This window comes from Lactococcus garvieae (assembly GCF_016027715.1).
In the GTDB taxonomy this organism is placed as follows: domain Bacteria; phylum Bacillota; class Bacilli; order Lactobacillales; family Streptococcaceae; genus Lactococcus; species Lactococcus garvieae_A.
The window spans coordinates 1,106,688-1,122,998 of sequence record NZ_CP065691.1 but is presented as its reverse complement, the minus strand read 5'-3'; the positions used below and the strand labels follow the sequence as shown (position 1 = coordinate 1,122,998).

The 16,311-nt window shown below is 33.2% G+C and carries 20 protein-coding genes and 1 pseudogene; 19 read left to right on the top strand and 2 right to left on the bottom strand.

What is annotated here, in order from left to right:
* Positions 1–447 precede the first annotated feature (447 nt).
* The 7 genes from I6G50_RS05585 to I6G50_RS05555 all read left to right on the top strand — a co-directional run bounded on the left by I6G50_RS05585 (position 448) and on the right by I6G50_RS05555 (position 6,705).
* Positions 448–774, top strand: a complete 327-nt coding sequence (locus I6G50_RS05585) for an ArsR/SmtB family transcription factor (protein ID WP_197908199.1) — start codon at positions 448–450, stop codon at positions 772–774.
* A gap of 18 nt (positions 775–792) precedes the next feature.
* Positions 793–1,227: an arsenite efflux transporter metallochaperone ArsD gene (arsD, locus tag I6G50_RS05580; RefSeq protein WP_165719672.1), complete on the top strand. Its 435-nt coding sequence runs from the start codon at positions 793–795 to the stop codon at positions 1,225–1,227.
* 14 nt (positions 1,228–1,241) lie between these two features.
* Positions 1,242–2,957 (top strand): arsenical pump-driving ATPase, encoded by a 1,716-nt coding sequence (arsA, locus tag I6G50_RS05575; protein ID WP_197908198.1) that lies wholly within the window; start codon positions 1,242–1,244, stop codon positions 2,955–2,957.
* 17 nt (positions 2,958–2,974) lie between these two features.
* Positions 2,975–4,636, top strand: coding sequence for an FAD-dependent oxidoreductase (locus I6G50_RS05570; RefSeq protein ID WP_197908197.1), 1,662 nt, complete (start codon positions 2,975–2,977; stop codon positions 4,634–4,636).
* 14 nt (positions 4,637–4,650) lie between these two features.
* Positions 4,651–5,700 (top strand): ACR3 family arsenite efflux transporter, encoded by a 1,050-nt coding sequence (arsB, locus tag I6G50_RS05565; RefSeq protein ID WP_197908196.1) that lies wholly within the window; start codon positions 4,651–4,653, stop codon positions 5,698–5,700.
* Positions 5,701–5,715: 15 nt separating this feature from the next.
* Positions 5,716–5,919 carry a hypothetical protein gene (locus I6G50_RS05560; protein ID WP_197908195.1) on the top strand — a complete coding sequence of 68 codons (204 nt, stop codon included), beginning with the start codon at positions 5,716–5,718 and terminating at the stop codon, positions 5,917–5,919.
* A 102-nt stretch (positions 5,920–6,021) separates the two neighbouring features.
* On the top strand, positions 6,022–6,705 hold the full coding sequence (locus I6G50_RS05555) for a hypothetical protein (protein ID WP_197908194.1): 684 nt from the start codon (positions 6,022–6,024) through the stop codon (positions 6,703–6,705).
* A gap of 12 nt (positions 6,706–6,717) precedes the next feature.
* On the opposite strand, the gene I6G50_RS05550 is transcribed toward I6G50_RS05555, so the two are convergent.
* Together I6G50_RS05550 and I6G50_RS05545 are read right to left on the bottom strand one after the other, a co-directional pair.
* On the bottom strand, positions 6,718–7,656 hold the full coding sequence (locus tag I6G50_RS05550) for an ImmA/IrrE family metallo-endopeptidase (protein ID WP_197908193.1): 939 nt from the start codon (positions 7,654–7,656) through the stop codon (positions 6,718–6,720).
* Between the two features lie 14 nt (positions 7,657–7,670).
* The gene (locus I6G50_RS05545) at positions 7,671–8,033 is read right to left on the bottom strand and encodes a helix-turn-helix domain-containing protein (protein ID WP_197908192.1); all 363 of its coding nucleotides are present in this window, start codon (positions 8,031–8,033) and stop codon (positions 7,671–7,673) included.
* Between the two features lie 958 nt (positions 8,034–8,991).
* Between I6G50_RS05545 and I6G50_RS05540 the strand changes: the two are divergent.
* From I6G50_RS05540 to I6G50_RS05485, 12 genes and pseudogenes are all read left to right on the top strand, one after another.
* A pseudogene (locus I6G50_RS05540) lies at positions 8,992–9,072 on the top strand.
* Between the two features lie 230 nt (positions 9,073–9,302).
* Positions 9,303–9,521, top strand: coding sequence for a hypothetical protein (locus I6G50_RS05535; protein ID WP_014025142.1), 219 nt, complete (start codon positions 9,303–9,305; stop codon positions 9,519–9,521).
* Entirely contained in the window at positions 9,496–9,789 is a 294-nt protein-coding gene (locus tag I6G50_RS05530; RefSeq protein WP_197908191.1) for a type II toxin-antitoxin system RelE/ParE family toxin, read from the top strand. The genes I6G50_RS05535 and I6G50_RS05530 overlap by 26 nt, the downstream gene beginning before the upstream one ends.
* Positions 9,790–9,802: 13 nt before the next feature.
* A complete protein-coding gene (locus I6G50_RS05525) occupies positions 9,803–10,018 on the top strand; it encodes a hypothetical protein (RefSeq protein ID WP_014025140.1) in 216 nt (71 codons plus the stop codon).
* 228 nt (positions 10,019–10,246) lie between these two features.
* The gene (locus I6G50_RS05520; protein WP_014025138.1) at positions 10,247–10,546 is read left to right on the top strand and encodes a hypothetical protein; all 300 of its coding nucleotides are present in this window, start codon (positions 10,247–10,249) and stop codon (positions 10,544–10,546) included.
* A 14-nt stretch (positions 10,547–10,560) separates the two neighbouring features.
* Positions 10,561–11,040, top strand: coding sequence for a DUF961 family protein (locus I6G50_RS05515; RefSeq protein ID WP_197908190.1), 480 nt, complete (start codon positions 10,561–10,563; stop codon positions 11,038–11,040).
* A 6-nt stretch (positions 11,041–11,046) separates the two neighbouring features.
* The gene (locus I6G50_RS05510; RefSeq protein ID WP_197908189.1) at positions 11,047–12,729 is read left to right on the top strand and encodes an FtsK/SpoIIIE domain-containing protein; all 1,683 of its coding nucleotides are present in this window, start codon (positions 11,047–11,049) and stop codon (positions 12,727–12,729) included.
* Positions 12,730–13,110: 381 nt separating this feature from the next.
* Entirely contained in the window at positions 13,111–13,608 is a 498-nt protein-coding gene (locus I6G50_RS05505; RefSeq protein ID WP_197908188.1) for a helix-turn-helix domain-containing protein, read from the top strand.
* An 85-nt stretch (positions 13,609–13,693) separates the two neighbouring features.
* Positions 13,694–14,842, top strand: coding sequence for a replication initiation factor domain-containing protein (locus I6G50_RS05500; protein WP_197908187.1), 1,149 nt, complete (start codon positions 13,694–13,696; stop codon positions 14,840–14,842).
* A 32-nt stretch (positions 14,843–14,874) separates the two neighbouring features.
* Entirely contained in the window at positions 14,875–15,177 is a 303-nt protein-coding gene (locus I6G50_RS05495; protein WP_197908186.1) for a hypothetical protein, read from the top strand.
* A gap of 428 nt (positions 15,178–15,605) precedes the next feature.
* Complete coding sequence (locus I6G50_RS05490) at positions 15,606–15,758, top strand: hypothetical protein (RefSeq protein WP_197908185.1); 153 nt, start codon at positions 15,606–15,608, stop codon at positions 15,756–15,758.
* A gap of 78 nt (positions 15,759–15,836) precedes the next feature.
* Positions 15,837–16,148 carry a hypothetical protein gene (locus I6G50_RS05485; protein WP_153924491.1) on the top strand — a complete coding sequence of 104 codons (312 nt, stop codon included), beginning with the start codon at positions 15,837–15,839 and terminating at the stop codon, positions 16,146–16,148.
* Positions 16,149–16,311: the final 163 nt, after the last annotated feature.

Here is a 16,311-nt window from a genome sequence, read left to right as displayed (position 1 = left end):
CATAGATATTTTAGTGGCAAAAGTGGTTAGAATCAAAATTATAATATAAAAAAAGGAGTGGCTGAACTTTAATTTTTGGCAATTTTTTACTTTGTATATCTTGTGTAATGAATTATATATTGTAATTAGTTAGAGTATTACGCTTCTCAATAAGTGCTGATATAATGGTAAAATGAATTTAGGGGCTGAGTTACCCTAGTAAACAGGCAATTATAAGATTAAAGAAAGAAAAGCTAACCAAGAAACTAACCAAGCAGTTAATGTGTGTAAATAAAATTTATAAAATAAAGGGTCGCTAGAAATTTCTAACGATTTTTTATTTTATAAATTTGCGAACATTACAATTCAAAAAAATAAATATAAACAATCATTTATGTTTGACATTATATAAATAATCGTTTATATTTATATACATAAACGATTATTTATATTAAAGGAAGGAGTAATATGGATTATGAAAATATGGTGGTAGGGTTTAAAGCTTTAGCTGAGCCAAATCGCTTGAAGATTGTTGATTTGCTTTCATGTGGGACAAAATGTGCATGCGACCTTTTAGAACACTTTGATTTCTCTCAGCCAGCACTTTCACATCATATGAAAGTGTTAGAAAAAGCTGGAATAATCACAGTTGAAAAAAAAGCAACATGGAATTACTATACATTGAGCGAGGAATTTACACATGATTTTCAAGCTTTATGTAAGTCACTTTTTTCTCATGATGAAGAGACATGTATATGTGGAACAGGGAAAAATGACTGTTCTTGTAGCAAATAAAGAAGGGAATAAATTAAAATGCAAAAAATTGAAATATTTGAACCAGCAATGTGTTGTTCTACAGGAGTATGCGGTCCGTCAGTTGATTCAGAGTTATTACGTATCACAACTTTGATGGATAGTTTAAAAGATAATAAAGAAATCAAAGCATATCGCTATAATTTGACAAGTAATCCTCAAGTGTTTGTTGTCAATGAAACTATTTTGAACCTCCTTCAAAGCAAAGGTAATGAAATACTACCTGTAACTATGGTAGATGGTACAGTGATAAAAACTGGTAGCTATCCAACAATTACAGAACTTCAAGCACACTGTGAAACTCTTGATGAAGTAGAGAATAACACTTGTTGCGATAGCACAGAAGGTTGTTGTGCTGTTGATGAAAAAAAAGAGGTAGAAGTTAAAGCACAAACTAAAGGTTCTTGTTGTGGTGGAAATACAGGATGTTGTTAATTGAGGAGGAATAAATGAAGTTATATAATCCAAAAAATATAGGTTTAACAAAATATCTCTTTTTTACTGGTAAAGGTGGAGTTGGTAAAACAACTTCTGCATGTGCGACAGCCGTTAATCTCGCAGATTCAGGAAAAAAAGTAATTCTTGTAAGTACTGATCCTGCTTCAAATCTTCAAGATGTTTTTCAAACAGAATTAACAAATAAACCAAAAGTAATTGATCAAATTCCAAATTTAAAAGTTGCTAATTTTGATCCTGTCACAGCTGCCAACGATTATAAAGAAAGTATTGTAGGTCCTTATAGAGGAGTTCTTCCAGATTCTGCAGTTGAAAATATGGAAGAACAATTATCTGGCTCTTGTACAGTAGAAATTGCTGCATTCAATGAGTTTGTAGGATTTCTAACTGATAAGTCAGTTGAGAGCGAGTACGACTATGTTGTTTTTGATACAGCCCCAACAGGTCACACTTTAAGGATGCTTGCCTTACCTTCTGCGTGGTCTAATTATTTAGATGAAAATGATACAGGAGTTTCTTGCTTAGGTCAACTTTCTGGACTAGGTGATAAAAAAGATAGCTATGAACAGGCTGTGAAAACATTATCTGACGGTACTTTAACTACCTTAATGCTTGTCACTCGTCCACAAAAAGCAGCAATTCAAGAGGCAAGTAGAGCTTCAAAGGAACTTTCTGATTTAGGTATTCATAATCAAAAATTAATCATCAATGGCCTGTTAGATAGTGCAGACGATGAAATTTCAGAAATTATTTATAATCAACAAAGAAATGATTTGGATAACCTACCTCAAGAATTAAAAGACTACGAACAGCTTTATATACCGTTACGACCATATCATGTCACTGGTTTAGATAAAATACGTGTACTTCTATCTGAAAAACAGCCAGAGATTGCATTAACAAATTCAAACTCTATAGATTATCCAGATATATCCGATATTATTAATGATTTTGTTAAGACGGATAAGAAAATAATTTTTACAATGGGTAAAGGTGGAGTTGGTAAAACAACAATTGCAATTAAAATAGCACAAGCATTGAAAGAACGTGGAAAAAAAGTTCATCTAGCAACGACAGACCCTGCAGACCATCTTAATTTTTATTTAGGTGATACCTCAGGCTTATCTCTTAGTCATATTGATGAAGAGAAAGAGCTTCGAGAATACAAAGAAGAAGTATTAGCTAAAGCACGAGAAACTATGTCAGGGGATGATTTTGATTATGTCAAAGAAGATTTAGAATCACCTTGTACACAAGAAATCGCTGTGTTCCGTGCTTTTGCAGAAATTGTAGAAAAAGCTGATGATGAAATTGTTGTTATCGATACCGCACCAACAGGTCATACATTGCTACTTTTAGAATCTACTCAGAGTTATGCTAAAGAAGTTGAAAGAACAAGCGGTGAAGTTCCTGAAGCAATTCAGAAACTACTCCCTCGTTTACAAAATCCTGATGAAACAGAAGTTCTTATGGTTACATTACCGGAGACAACTCCTGTTTATGAATCTATGAGACTTGCTGATGATTTAGATAGAGCAAATATTGCTCATACTTGGTGGTTAGTTAACCAAAGTATGGTTGTGACTCATACCACGAATGCTGTTTTGAAAGCTAGAGCTTCAAATGAAATCGAATGGATTGAAAAGGTTGCTAAGCTTTCTGATAATAAATATGCTGTTGAAAAATGGCAACCAGACTTTGAAAAATAGGGAAATGGAATATTTCTATGAAAATAATTATTATTGGATCAGTCGCTTCTGGAACTAGTGTAGCTGCTAAAGCACGTCGAAACACAGAAAGTGCAGAGATTACTCTTTATGATAAAGATACTGATATTTCATATGCTGTATGTGGGATTCCTTATGCAATTGGTGGAGAAATAGCAGATTTTGAAGAGTTAACACCACGTGATGCAAAGTGGTTTAAAAAACGCTATAACGTTGATATACACACCTCACATGAAGTATTAAGTATTAATCATTCTACAAAAACACTAACAGTTAAAAACCTATTATCTGGAGAAGTGTTTGAAGATAACTATGATATTTTAGTTTTTGCTACAGGAGCAACATATCGTACTCCTGATGTATTTTCAGGTAAACATTTTGAAAATGTTTTTCAAGTCAGAAATATCAATAGTGGAAAAGAAATCAAATCCTTTATAGAAAATAAAAAACCTATGACTGCTGCAGTTGTAGGGGCAGGGTATATAGGTCTTGAAGTTGCTGAACAACTAAAGGAACGTGGAATTGAAGTTACAATTCTTCAACGTGGTAAACATCCCATGTCACATTTAGACTGGGATATGTCTATTCGTATTGAAGACGAAATGATAAAACAAGGTATTGATTTCCGCCCTGAAGAAACAATACAAACCTTGATTGGTGAAACTCAACTTGATGAAGCAATCACTAGCAAGGGAACAAAAATATCTGCAGATATGTATGTATTAGCAACTGGTGTCCAACCTAATGTATCTCTAGCTCAGTCCATTGGAGTGAAAATTGGAGAAACAGGGGCTATTGCTACAGATAATACACTTCAAACAAATATACCTGATGTATACGCAGTGGGTGATGCAGCTGAGAGCTTCCACATTATTACCGGAAAGCCTACCTATCGTCCTTTAGCTTCTACCGCAAATAAGATGGGTAGAATTGCTGGAGACGCTATGACAGGTGGCCCACTTCGTTTTCAAGGTATTTTAGGAACTGGTATTTTGCGTTTCTTTGATTTAACAATTGCTCAAACTGGATTAACAGAAAAAGAAGCTTTAGCTGAAGGTTATGAAGTTGCAGTACTGTTTAATATTAAGCCAGATAAACCAGACTATATGCACGGTAAAGAAATGGTTATTAAGGCAGTGGCTGATAAGCTCACTCATCGTATTTTGGGTGTGCAAATTATTGGTCCTCAAGGAGTTGATAAAAGAATTGATGTTTTTGCTTCAACAATAACTTTAGGAGTTACTGCAGAAGATTTATTCCACATGGACTTAGCTTATGCACCACCATTTTCTACTACAAAAGACCCAGTAGCATATACAGGTATGGCATTAACCAATGCACTCACAACAGCTCCACTTATTACTCCGCATGACTTAATGGAACTTCAAAAAAACAATGAAAATATTACAATTATTGATACTCGAGCTCCAAAAAGTTATGAAAAAAATCATGTACCTAATGCTATTAACATACCATTAGCAGAGCTCCGAGAAAAGGCTTCAACACTTGATAAAAATAAGAAAACAATTGTTTATTGTAATAAAGGAGTGACAGGCAATGCTTCTCAGAACGTATTGAGAAATGAAGGGTTTAAAGAAGTTTATAACTTATCAGGTGGAAATAAGAATTATCAAGAGTTGGCAAAGAAACAACAAAATTAGGAGAAAAGTAAAAAATGAATCAAGTAACTAAGAAGCTCTCATTCTTAGATCGTTACCTCACATTATGGATTTTTGTAGCGATGGCTGTTGGTGTAGCTTTGGGATATTTTGTACCGAGCGTTGCAACAACAATTAACGACTTATCAATCGGTACTACATCTATACCTATTGCTATCGGTTTAATTCTCATGATGTATCCTCCATTGGCAAAAGTGAAATATGGAGAAATGGGGAAAGTATTTAAAGATTGGAAAGTACTTTTACTTTCTCTTATTCAAAACTGGATTATTGGTCCAGTATTGATGTTTGTCCTTGCAATTGTATTTTTACAAGGTTATCCTAGCTACATGGTTGGTTTAATTATGATAGGACTTGCTCGTTGTATTGCTATGGTTCTTGTTTGGACAGACTTAGCACATGGAGATAGCGAGTATACTGCAGGGCTTGTAGCTTTCAACTCTCTTTTCCAAGTATTCTTTTATTCTATCTTTGCATATTTCTTTGTCACTTTGCTTCCAAAATGGTTGGGATTAGGAGATTATGCCGTACATATCACAATTGGTGAAATAGCAACTTCAGTGTTTATTTACCTAGGGATTCCTTTCATTGCAGGGATTATTTCCCACTTTGGATTGATAAAGCTTAAAGGTAAAACATGGTTTGAAGAAAAATTTATTCCCAAAATAAGTCGTCTTACATTGATTGCTCTTTTATTTACAATTATCATTATGTTTGCAGTAAAAGGAGATAAAGTAGTAGAATTACCACTTGATGTAGTAAGAATTGCTATTCCCCTTCTTTTATACTTTGTCTTGATGTTCTTTATATCTTTCTTTATGTCTAAGAAAATGGGAGCAAGCTATCCAGTAGCAACATCTCTTTCCTTTACAGCAGGAAGTAATAACTTTGAGCTTGCGATTGCTGTAGCTGTTGGTGTATTTGGGATTAACTCAGGTGAAGCTTTTGCTGCTGTAATTGGTCCACTTGTGGAAGTGCCTGTAATGATTGCTTTGGTTAACGTTGCACTTAAAATGAAAAACAAATACTTTGCTGAAAAACGATAGAAGGAGTAGTTTCAAATGAAATTCAAATTTAAATCTCTTTCTTCATTTGAAGAAAAATCATTACCCAATTTTACAGGTGAGAACAATGGTTCTAGCATTATAAAAGAATTTAATAGCATGGATGAAGCAATTAGACATGTAGCAGAAAATCATGGATTTGTAAAAACAGAAGATGAACTTCATTCATTTGTAGTGAGAAGTATTTCTGAGGTTAAATGAAGCTATATAAAATCAAAAGTTGTTAGGATTTTCTAACGACTTTTTACTTTGCAAGTTTTATTTGATAGAATATATTTAAAATATGAAAGATTTAGAAATAGTATGGATATAAGAGAAAATTCTTTGGATTATTTATCAAAAGTTGGAAAAACTTTAAAACCGTTTTATGACTTCGAAACAAAAGTATACGGTTTTCAAAATGAAGGAAAGAGAGCAAAAATTGGCTTTCTTATCATTGGAATCATCTTTATTGTTTGGGGAGTACTAGTAGGAAGTGTGGGTGTTTTTGTAGCTTATACAGAACAAGTTACAACTCAAAATGTATTATCTAGATATATAGTAGCTATTCTACCAATTTTGTTTTTCTGTGGAATAGGTTCATTTTTCTTAATACAGTTTTTCAAGGGGATTAAAAAATATGATACTTTACAAAAGAAAAATAAAGAACTACAACTTTTGAGGGAACAGGATTCTTTAAAATTGAAACCATTTATTCAAAGTTATAAAAAATATGAAGCAGAATTTCCAATAGAATTTTATAATTACAGAGATGTAGCAAGCCTGTATAATTTGATAAAAACACAACAAGCCGATAATTTGAAAGAAGCATTTCAAGTTTTAAGAACTAGAAAATTTCAACAAGAGCAACAACAAAAATTGAATAGTATTCAACAACAACAAAATATAATTCAACGCAAACAAAATTTAGCCTTAGTTTCTCAATTATTAATGAGTAATAAACAAAATACTATGCAAAAAGATATTAATAAATTAAAAAAACGCTAGTTTTAGCGTTTTTTATTTTGTTTGTTTTTTATAATATTCTTCCATAACAAGTTGTTCGAGTAAATGATTATGTGTGGCGTGTGCATATTCTAGTTCTAAAATTAGTTCTTTGGAACTTTTACCTTGTAGATATTTATAGCATTCACTTTGGGTGACAGATAGACCACTACTCATTTTTATGAAGATATTTTTAGAAATTATAGCTTGATTTTTTTGAGAAATAATTGTTTTAAGCTCATAAGAAGCTTTTTTTTCACCTTCTCTAAGTTTTAAAACATAGTCCAGAGCTTGCTGATAGCTCATAGTGAGTATATGTTGGAAATAGTTTAATAATCTATTATGCAACGCTGATTTACTCATACAGGTTTGAGAGCAGATATAGCTAAAAGATGATTTTCGAAGTAGAAATGTTTCCAATTGTTCTGTTGAACAAAAGAGTAGTGAAGCAATAACATTAGCTTCATCTTCAAAGGGTATCATTTCTGATGGGTATACTCCAGAAAATTTTGAAGCAAAAATTAAGTGTTTTTTTTGATTGGTATTATGAAAGTGCAAGTGAACCAATTCATGTAAGATTGTAAAAATTATTCGTTGTTTAGGCATGACTTGATTAAGCATAATTATAATTTTATTGTTATGCTTATTCGGTATAGTTACACCAGATATTTTACTTGCTAGATCATCGTCAAGAAATTTAAATTTTTCATTTCTAACTAGGTCTTTATGCTTAATTAAATCAGTCGAGGGAATAATTTTATTGTTCTTCTTTACTTCAAAGAAAGTAAAAAGAATATCGTATGTATTTTCAAAATAAGAAATAATATCAGAGTATATAATATATTTCTTCTTTTTGTTTGAATAGCATGCAATATCATCTAATAATATTGAAGCCATCTCCATATACTCTTTGTATGATGAAGCACTAACTTTTCTGTACTCAATACTTGCCATATAAAAATTGCTTTCTATTTTTTCCAGTTAGAATCATCATCAAACAATTCTCTCGCAATTTTCATCATATTTTTGACAGATTGATTAAATTTAGCTTGCTCTTCTTTAGTCATATCTTCGCTTTCCATACGAAAAGCAGCAAGAAGTTCGCTTTCTTCTTCAGTTAAGTCATTCTCTATTTTATTTTTTTCACGTCCAAGGAGATAGTCAGTACTTACACCAAAATATTCTGCAATCTCTGCAGTACGTTTAGCTGAAGGAATATTTCCTTTTTTATAGTCATTCAGTGCATTTCTAGGATAACCCAATTCTCTTTCGATTTGATTCAATGATTTAGAACGCTCTGCGGCTAATGATTTTAGTATTTCATAAAACATATTTTTCTCCTAAAAATTTTTTATTAAATATATGATTTATCTCTTGACATTAAGACGGAAATATCCTACAATAATAGGTGTAGGGAAAATCCTACAAGATAAATAAGCAAATAGCCCCAATAAATGGAGCATTTGCAACATTTTAAATAACTCAATTAAGTAAACAAGAAAGTTAAACCTAATTGTGCTACTAATAGTACATGAACACTACTATTATAGCATGAAGAAGTATTTGCTTCAAGTGTGATTAATTGACTGATGGTGGGTACGCAACAGTAAAGTGAGATAATGTGTACAATCTGCAGGTGAATGAAAGATACGACTGAGCGGAGCAACTTCAGAGAGATAGGAGAGCCTAGAAAATCTGAAGGAGTATAAAGGTGGCAGGAAACTGCCCTTTGGGATATAGGATTCATGCTAGCATTATGCAATAGCAGAAGAACTCGTGTGAATCGGAAACCAAACCAACTTTCATTGTGTTTGTTATCCCAAAAGTCCGTGCCTTTCTTGCTCTTGGTGACAAGGGGTTAACAAGTCACTCAAACAAAAAACTAATAAGACTGCTGAGTTTCAGGGTATAATATCCACGCTTTCTCAGCTAAAACAAAAATATTTAAAGAAATAGTGATAATGTTGAACGATTGATTACATTATCTGGATATTGAGTTTCAGGGTATCTTCCACGCTTTCTCAATTCAATCAAAAATATCTAAAGAAAAGAAAGAATATCTGACCTTCTGAAATAATAGATAGGGCTTGTTCTGAAAAACAGTAAAAACTTAAGTCAATGAACAACTAAATAGATTGTGTTTGTTCTTTTTATTTATAAAGAGAAACTTAAGTCAATGAGTTACTCCTAGGGTAATGTTTGTTTTACTGGCAGCAATGTATGATGAAGATATTTTAATAGTATATGTTATAAATTTAAAAAAATCGGCTTTTATAGCTGATTTTATAATGACTGTTAGTTTAATGTAAAACATCTTTGGTTTTCATCAGAGTACCAAAGAAAATATAGGTTCGATTCCTGTACGGTCAATAGTGAATGTCTAAAGGCTTCACACTCTCTTTCTTCTTGGTCGTGGAAAGAGCTTTTTTTGTTTTTCAAACCTTGAACTATTTGCTAGTACGGCAGACGGAGGGCAGTAGTCGATAAGCACTGAAAATCAAAAATATAACGCAAAGATAAAATCTAAAAGAAAGTAGGACAGTTTATAGAGTTATAAAGCTATGGTATAATCAAAGTAGAAAAAGTAAAGGAGATAAGTTATGGCTATGCTGAATATATCACGTGAGGAAATGGTTACCATTTCTAAAAGAGAATATGACGACATGCAGGATGAACTGCGAAAGCTCCGTAATCGAGTTATCCTAGATGGTAAACTTATGGAGGGCTTATCTTCTGCTTACAGAGAAGGGACAGTAGATGCTGATGAAGCATTGGGAAGATTAAAGGTTAAAGATGAACAACGTACGTTTATCGACTAAAGCAGTTCGTGACCTAGAACGCTTAAGGGACTTCCTTTACTATCAAACAAGGTCAAGACAAGTTTTAAGAAAATTTGATAGAGAGTTTGAAAATGCTAAGGATAGTATTTCAAAAAATCCATCAGGTTACCCTTTACTTGAACACAATAAAAAAATACGTAAAAAATACCAATGGAAATATTGGTATTTTTTTATTGATTATTCAGATGAAGTTGTTATTCAAAGGATTTTTCATGAGAGTGAGAACTGGTTGAATAATTTAGAATAAGAGAGGAAACTATTTGACAGAAATTGAGCGACGTTGCAATTTGATATATGATAATTTTCATATGGACTGTTGTTTACGTTATGACCAAAGAACAGCCTTGCAACTGTCGTATAAAAAAGCGATAGATCAGCTACAAAAAATAAAAGCTTCCAGTAATGACTGGGGCTTTTTGAATGCAGAACGAACTTTAACACGTGTTAAAGCAACATATAAAAAATTTATGTTTTAAGTAAATATATATTGAGGTTATGAAAATATGATTTATGATTATTATGAAATGCCAAATGAAGACGAAGAAAATGTTTCTTTAGTGATTATATTAATGGCTATGGTCATTTCAATTGTGTTCTTACCATTAATAATTTTCAAATTCATATTTAACTTGAAAAAAATGATGTCCTAACTTTGTCTGCTATGACATTAACTAGTAAAAATACATTAATCTTAAGGAGAAAAAATGATTAAAATTCCAATTAAAGCAAAAAGTTTCCTAGGTGAAAAAATCACCGTTGATAAAAAAATCGAAATTGTTCCTAAACGTGGTGTTGAATCAGGTTATACCTTATATCATGCCACAAGTAAACTTCATCCAGAAGGCTTTGAAATCCGTGTCGAAGGTTCTAGTGCCGCAAAACCTACACGCCGTCAAGAAGTAGCGTTAACAGGTGTTAAACTGGCACAAGTTCGTAATCGTACTCAAAAAGGAAAGTTTGTTTATGAGTATGTAATTTATGCCGAATCATTGAAACTAGTCTAAAAGGAGAAATATATATGACATTGAAATTAAGTACAGTATTTGAAAAACAAAATGTATTGACTGAAGAAATTGCGGATTTTGATAAAGCGCTTGGGAAATTGCTCTTTATGTCTGCAGAGCCGCAAATGGTTTTTGAAGATTATGAAGCAGAAGGAGGCGAAATCAAGAGCCGTATTACTGAAGAAGTGGATTATTACAATGTGAAATTGTACTCTGAAGCTATGGAAGAACAAATTGAAGTTAAAATGTCTGCATCCACAAAATTTGATGGTATTGACTATGAAGATGAAGTTAAGCTCGGCAATCGTTCTGCTTTCTTCTGGAATGATAAAGAAGTAACGACTTATGCTGGTCAAAACCGTACAAATTACTATGATGGTGTGAAGTTCCGTGCCGATAGTATTGAAAAAGCAAGCAAAGTTAATCACTCCAATCAAACTGCTGCTCCAAAACCTGAAAATAAATCAGAAAATAAAGCTGCAGACCAAAAATAATAGTCTATGGGACAAAAAAATGTGTCTAAGGGTTCTCGTTTAAGACTGTCTGATAAATATGACCGTCAAAGTTTTGTAGGTATTGTAGGGCTTATTTTGAGTAGTCCTAGTGCAGCTTTTTATAAAGATTTGCAAGCAATGGATTCTAAAATGCTCGCTCTTGTTTTGACAGGCGTTTTTTTTGTTGCTTTTTCTTTGGGATTTGGATTGCTTGTATTCACGTATGGTCATTTTAGAAGTTTTTCTATGAAAAATTATAAAAGGCTTTTATTGAATTATCTTGTGCAACACAATCTTATTGAGAAAGTGACGGTTAAAACAGATAAAGGAACAAGGGAACGGCATAAACTTGCTCGAATCTATGTAAAACAGCCCAATTCTTATGAATTACATACTTATTTTCCAATTGATGGAGGGACACATCAAGAAAAATTCTTATCTCTTTCTGCAGAACTCGAAACAACCTTCTTTGCGGACTTTCAAGAACAAAATTTTATTGATGAAAATAGGATTTTGGCTAAAAGGTCTTATGTAGAATATGTGTTTGCGATTGATGGAGAACGAAATAGAATTGGTGTTGATGATGTTGTTATCGATAAGAAATTAGGTTTGAAACTCATGAATGGGGTGTACTGGAATTATGAATCAGACCCACATTTATTGATTGCAGGCGGTACAGGGGGAGGTAAGACAGTACTTTTAATGTCCTTACTCTCAGCCTTGGCTCGTGTAGGCAGAGTGAGTATCTGTGACCCTAAGCGTTCAGATTTTGTCGGTTTAATGGATGTTCCAGTTTTTAAAGACCGTGTTTTCATCGATAAAGAAAGTATGATGAATTGCTTAAGGCAAGCTGTTGAATTTATGGATCAGCGCTATGATACCATGACCAGTCATCCAGAATATAAGCCAGGCAAACGATATTCAGATTATGGATTGCCTCCTGACTTTATTCTTTTTGATGAATGGGCAGCCTTCATTGCAAGTTTATCTTATCAAGAATATGATGAAGTGATTCAATGGGTCACTCAAATTGTCTTAAAAGGTCGTGCTTCAGGTGTATTTCTTATCTTGGCTATGCAACGCCCTGATGGGGAATATCTTAAAACAGCACTACGTGATAACTTCATGAAACGTTTGGCGGTTGGTCGTTTAACGGCTTCAGGTTATCGTATGATTTTTGGGGATGAAAACGAAAAGAAAACCTTTAAATATATTAAAGGGAAAATCGGTCGTGGCTATGTTTCAAATAACGGTGAATTGGCACGTGAATTTTATAGTCCACTTGTGCCTATTGCGGAAGGGTATGATTTTATCTCAGAGCTTGCAAAACTTCCTGTGTTGGGAGAAGTTCAACCTGTTCAGCTAGAAGCACCTCCTATCTCAAATATGGAGCAAGAACGTGCAGAAGCAGGACAATTAGAAGAAAAAACTTATACCATCACATCTTTAAGCCGCAAATTGGAACAGCCAAATAAAACTGTAAAAACAGTGATTGAGCGTTTAGCTGCAGGGGGATTTTCTATTCGAGAGGAAGCTCCTTATACTGAAGATGATTATTATGCCATTCAGGCTGTCTTTTCTGCCAAAGAAGCAGGAGAGTTGACCTTGAATGCGGCTATTGATGAAATCTTGGCGGATGAAGCGGAGTACAAAAAAGATTTTGAGAATTTTAATAAGCCTACGCCTTAGATTCATTCAAAAAAATTGATAAAACCTGCAGTCGGCGGTGCGTAAATTATAGGACTTGTCCGTCTGTCCGAAGGACGACTTGCCAAAGGCAAGCAATTTTCCACGGTCGTACTGCCCTCACAAACGGTAGTGCGTGACAGCAGTTTCCACTTATTAAGGAGCTGTTCTTCTCTATTTGGATTTAATGCGTGCAGTAGCGTAAGCATAGCTCCGTGCGAAGCGTAAGGAGTGAGCGTGCGAATGCACGGAGTGGTGGCGTAAGCCGCCACTCGATAAACCCCCAGAGTGCTAATGAGGGGGGTAAGAAGTGACACTACCTTAACAATCCCAGTAAACAAGCGAGTTCAGCAGGTGTCACCTGTTAAATTATAAGGAGGTTTAATGTTAGAAGAAATTCTTAAAGAATTGAGAAACAATCGAGGTTTAACTCAGTTTGAAGTAGCCAAAGGTTTGGGTGTTACACAACCTACTTATCAGCAATGGGAAACTGGCAAACGTTCACCTACTAGCGAAACGTTATCAAAACTTGCAAACTACTTTGGAGTTACAACTGATAGTTTATTAGGTAGGACAGGCTATGATTTTCTAAAACTTAAAGATCTTCTTAATGTACTTACACCAAGAAATGAAAATCTTGATGTGAAAATTTATTGTTTTGACCCTAATATTGAAATTAGCCCCTTAACGTTTAAAGATGGTAAATTATTGTTCAGTTCCTTTGACCTTTGCTTAAAAGATAATTATTGGTTTGGATTTAAAAACCTAAAAGATGATATTATATCCAAAACTGAAGAATGGCATAATCGTGAAGTTGTTCTTGTAGATACATATCCTCGTAACCGTGTGAATGGTGATTGGTGGCTAATTGCAATTAGATAGTGATTAAATAAATTTTATTAGAAGGAGGTCGACAAAAATTGATGCAAAATCTGTAAGGAAAGGCGCTCATGTTACACAACAATTTATGTCTGATGTTCTTGGTATTTCTCTAAGTTATTATAGAAAAATCGAGAAAGGGATTAAACCTCTTACTCCTGAATTAAAGGAAAAGATAAAAATGGCTTTCTTTAAAAGATTTGATAGTCACTACAAAATTATTGCAACGATTGACTATGTGAATATTCGATTCCAAACTTTAAATGTCAATGAAGTGATAAAAGAAGTTTTGGGTTTAAAAATCGAAAATTTTCACTTGAATGATATGAAACGTTACAATTATCCCTTCTTTCTTAATTATGGGCATATCAATGTTTACTATCATGATAAAGACCCTAAAGCAGGTGTCTTGATTGAAATGAGTGGTCAAGCGTGCCGTGAATTAGAATACGAGTTTGAATATCACCAAAATAAGAAAACATGGTATGACTTCTTTTCAAATGCTATTGATTATGGGTTAAGAAAAGCGCCTGAAAATGAAAATTTTGTAAAAGTAACACGTTTTGACTTGGCACTTGATGAACAGTATAACGAAAAAGAAGGAAACTTCGATTTGTTTAGCTTATTGAGTGCTGCACGTGATGGACGGTGGAACGGTCGTAAAAAAAGTTATGCGGCTATTTTGGGAGGAAGAAGAACTGCAGAGGGATTAGTCAATGATGGCTTATCTCTTTATTTTGGCTCAAAACGTACACACTTATTTTTTCGTTTCTATGAAAAAGATTATGAACGTGCAGAACAAGAAAAAGTTTCAGTCGAATCTGTTCGAGATCTCTACGGTTTAAAAAATCGTTATGAAATAGTCATGCGTAAAGAAATTTCTAATGCTTTTGTGGAGCGTTTTGTCAATGAAAATTTTAATTTTGCGGAAGAAGGGGTCAAGTTGATTAATGATAACTTGACCTTTTATGATAAAGAAGGCAATTTGGATATGGACTGGTATAAGTTGATGGGAACAATGAATGCTTATCACTTTACTGTGCAGCCTGAAGAACCTGATGTCAATAGTATGTTTCATTGGTTTGAAAATGGTGGACCTGCTTCAACATATTTATTATTGAGTAAATATGATGAAATGATGGGAGATAGTCGTTTACAAGAAATCATAGAATCTGCGGAAATAACAGAAAGAAATGAAAAAATACTGGAACAACTCGAACTTATCAAAGGAGGTTAGCCATAGAAACTAATTTGAAATACTTTCACAAAATGCAGGAAAAGCGGCTTTCAAATCATGCAAGATTGCTGAAGATAACTTTAAGCAGTTATACGTTTGATAAAGAAAAGTATAATAATAAAGTTCATGATTCTTTGTACTTTCAACTTATTGATGAAGAATCGGCTTTAAAGACTTTAGATGAAATAGGCTTAATGTTTCCTCATGAAGCGCAACTTTCAAGAAAAAGTTATTATGAAAAACATAAAAATCAAAAAATAGGAACATTGCCCTATGGTTATAGGTTAGCTATTTATTTTTTAATTGATAATGGCTATGCAGAAGCTGTTTTGTAGAAAGGAGAGCCATTATGAATATTATGGATAAAATCTTAATAATCATTTTATTATTTAACTTGATATTGAGTAGCTTAAAAGATAGGGATAAAGTACGGTTATTTTTATGGGCAGCTGTACTTGTAATGCAAATTCTTAGTATTTTAAGTGAGGTATTGAAATGATAACAGATGTAATTTTTACTGCTTTTCTAGATTTCTTAGGTACGCCAATAGCAATACTAATAATTATTTTATTGATTATATCTGTTATTGTTAGAGATATGTGATAGTGAATAAAAATCTCTTAAAAAAGAGTAAAGCTGAAGTAATGAGCAGCTTTTCAAAATAAAATAATAACATTCAAAGTAAGAGAAGAGATAATCTCTATTTTTTATTTAGAACGGAGGTCAAAGTGTTATTTTATCAGAGAAAGAATATACGGAATTAATGGAAAAAATTCAAGCTGGAGGAGAATTGACTGATCGAGAATATCGTTTAATATTTTCTAGCTTGGATAAACGCCTAGGTTACAATGCAGACGGTACAAGCCGTATTATAGAAGTTTTTGCGGAACGTTGGACTGCTGAAATTTTTGGATAAACATTTTTTATTGAATAATTTCAGATGTGTGAAGGCAAAATCAGAGGAGGGAAAAAATAGAAAGAATAGGAAAAAAATATGCCAACACTATCACAAGAAATTAAATCACTTCAAGCAGAAGTAAACGACATTGAAGCACTCTTTGCTGCAGGAAACGCTTTTCAAGAAGCAGCTCAAAAGCTTAAAGGAAAAGGTAAAGTTTTACGAACAGTTGAAAATGACACAACAATTTTGGACGATACAATTGAAATTATTGCAAATCGCACAAATGATGTCATTAAAAACTTGGTTAAAGCTTCATCATCTTACAATTTTTCAAAAAAATCTTTCAATGAATTGAAAGCAAAACTTGAAGATGTACAAGCGCAAGCTCGCCGTAGCGCAAAATAAAAAAACAGCGAAAATAGTATAAAAAATGGGTGGGATTTTGCTTTCACACATTTGAAATTATATTAAAAAAAGTACCGTTAAACCCTGTATTTACAAGGGGAAAATGGTATAATAGTTATATAAATAAAGCCGAGCAATAATAGCTTCTCGAAGGTGTGGATTT

Excerpts from the sequence above, each read along its gene's own strand:
- I6G50_RS05585 (WP_197908199.1), top strand. The coding sequence starts at position 448 with ATGGATTATGAAAATATGGTGGTAGGGTTTAAAGCTTTAGCTGAGCCA.
- arsD (WP_165719672.1), top strand. The coding sequence starts at position 793 with ATGCAAAAAATTGAAATATTTGAACCAGCAATGTGTTGTTCTACAGGA.
- arsA (WP_197908198.1), top strand. The coding sequence starts at position 1,242 with ATGAAGTTATATAATCCAAAAAATATAGGTTTAACAAAATATCTCTTT.
- I6G50_RS05570 (WP_197908197.1), top strand. The coding sequence starts at position 2,975 with ATGAAAATAATTATTATTGGATCAGTCGCTTCTGGAACTAGTGTAGCT.
- arsB (WP_197908196.1), top strand. The coding sequence starts at position 4,651 with ATGAATCAAGTAACTAAGAAGCTCTCATTCTTAGATCGTTACCTCACA.
- I6G50_RS05560 (WP_197908195.1), top strand. The coding sequence starts at position 5,716 with ATGAAATTCAAATTTAAATCTCTTTCTTCATTTGAAGAAAAATCATTA.
- I6G50_RS05555 (WP_197908194.1), top strand. The coding sequence starts at position 6,022 with ATGGATATAAGAGAAAATTCTTTGGATTATTTATCAAAAGTTGGAAAA.
- I6G50_RS05550 (WP_197908193.1), bottom strand. The coding sequence starts at position 7,656 with ATGGCAAGTATTGAGTACAGAAAAGTTAGTGCTTCATCATACAAAGAG.
- I6G50_RS05545 (WP_197908192.1), bottom strand. The coding sequence starts at position 8,033 with ATGTTTTATGAAATACTAAAATCATTAGCCGCAGAGCGTTCTAAATCA.
- I6G50_RS05535 (WP_014025142.1), top strand. The coding sequence starts at position 9,303 with ATGGCTATGCTGAATATATCACGTGAGGAAATGGTTACCATTTCTAAA.
- I6G50_RS05530 (WP_197908191.1), top strand. The coding sequence starts at position 9,496 with ATGAACAACGTACGTTTATCGACTAAAGCAGTTCGTGACCTAGAACGC.
- I6G50_RS05520 (WP_014025138.1), top strand. The coding sequence starts at position 10,247 with ATGATTAAAATTCCAATTAAAGCAAAAAGTTTCCTAGGTGAAAAAATC.
- I6G50_RS05515 (WP_197908190.1), top strand. The coding sequence starts at position 10,561 with ATGACATTGAAATTAAGTACAGTATTTGAAAAACAAAATGTATTGACT.
- I6G50_RS05510 (WP_197908189.1), top strand. The coding sequence starts at position 11,047 with ATGGGACAAAAAAATGTGTCTAAGGGTTCTCGTTTAAGACTGTCTGAT.
- I6G50_RS05505 (WP_197908188.1), top strand. The coding sequence starts at position 13,111 with ATGTTAGAAGAAATTCTTAAAGAATTGAGAAACAATCGAGGTTTAACT.
- I6G50_RS05500 (WP_197908187.1), top strand. The coding sequence starts at position 13,694 with ATGTCTGATGTTCTTGGTATTTCTCTAAGTTATTATAGAAAAATCGAG.
- I6G50_RS05495 (WP_197908186.1), top strand. The coding sequence starts at position 14,875 with ATGCAGGAAAAGCGGCTTTCAAATCATGCAAGATTGCTGAAGATAACT.
- I6G50_RS05490 (WP_197908185.1), top strand. The coding sequence starts at position 15,606 with ATGGAAAAAATTCAAGCTGGAGGAGAATTGACTGATCGAGAATATCGT.
- I6G50_RS05485 (WP_153924491.1), top strand. The coding sequence starts at position 15,837 with ATGCCAACACTATCACAAGAAATTAAATCACTTCAAGCAGAAGTAAAC.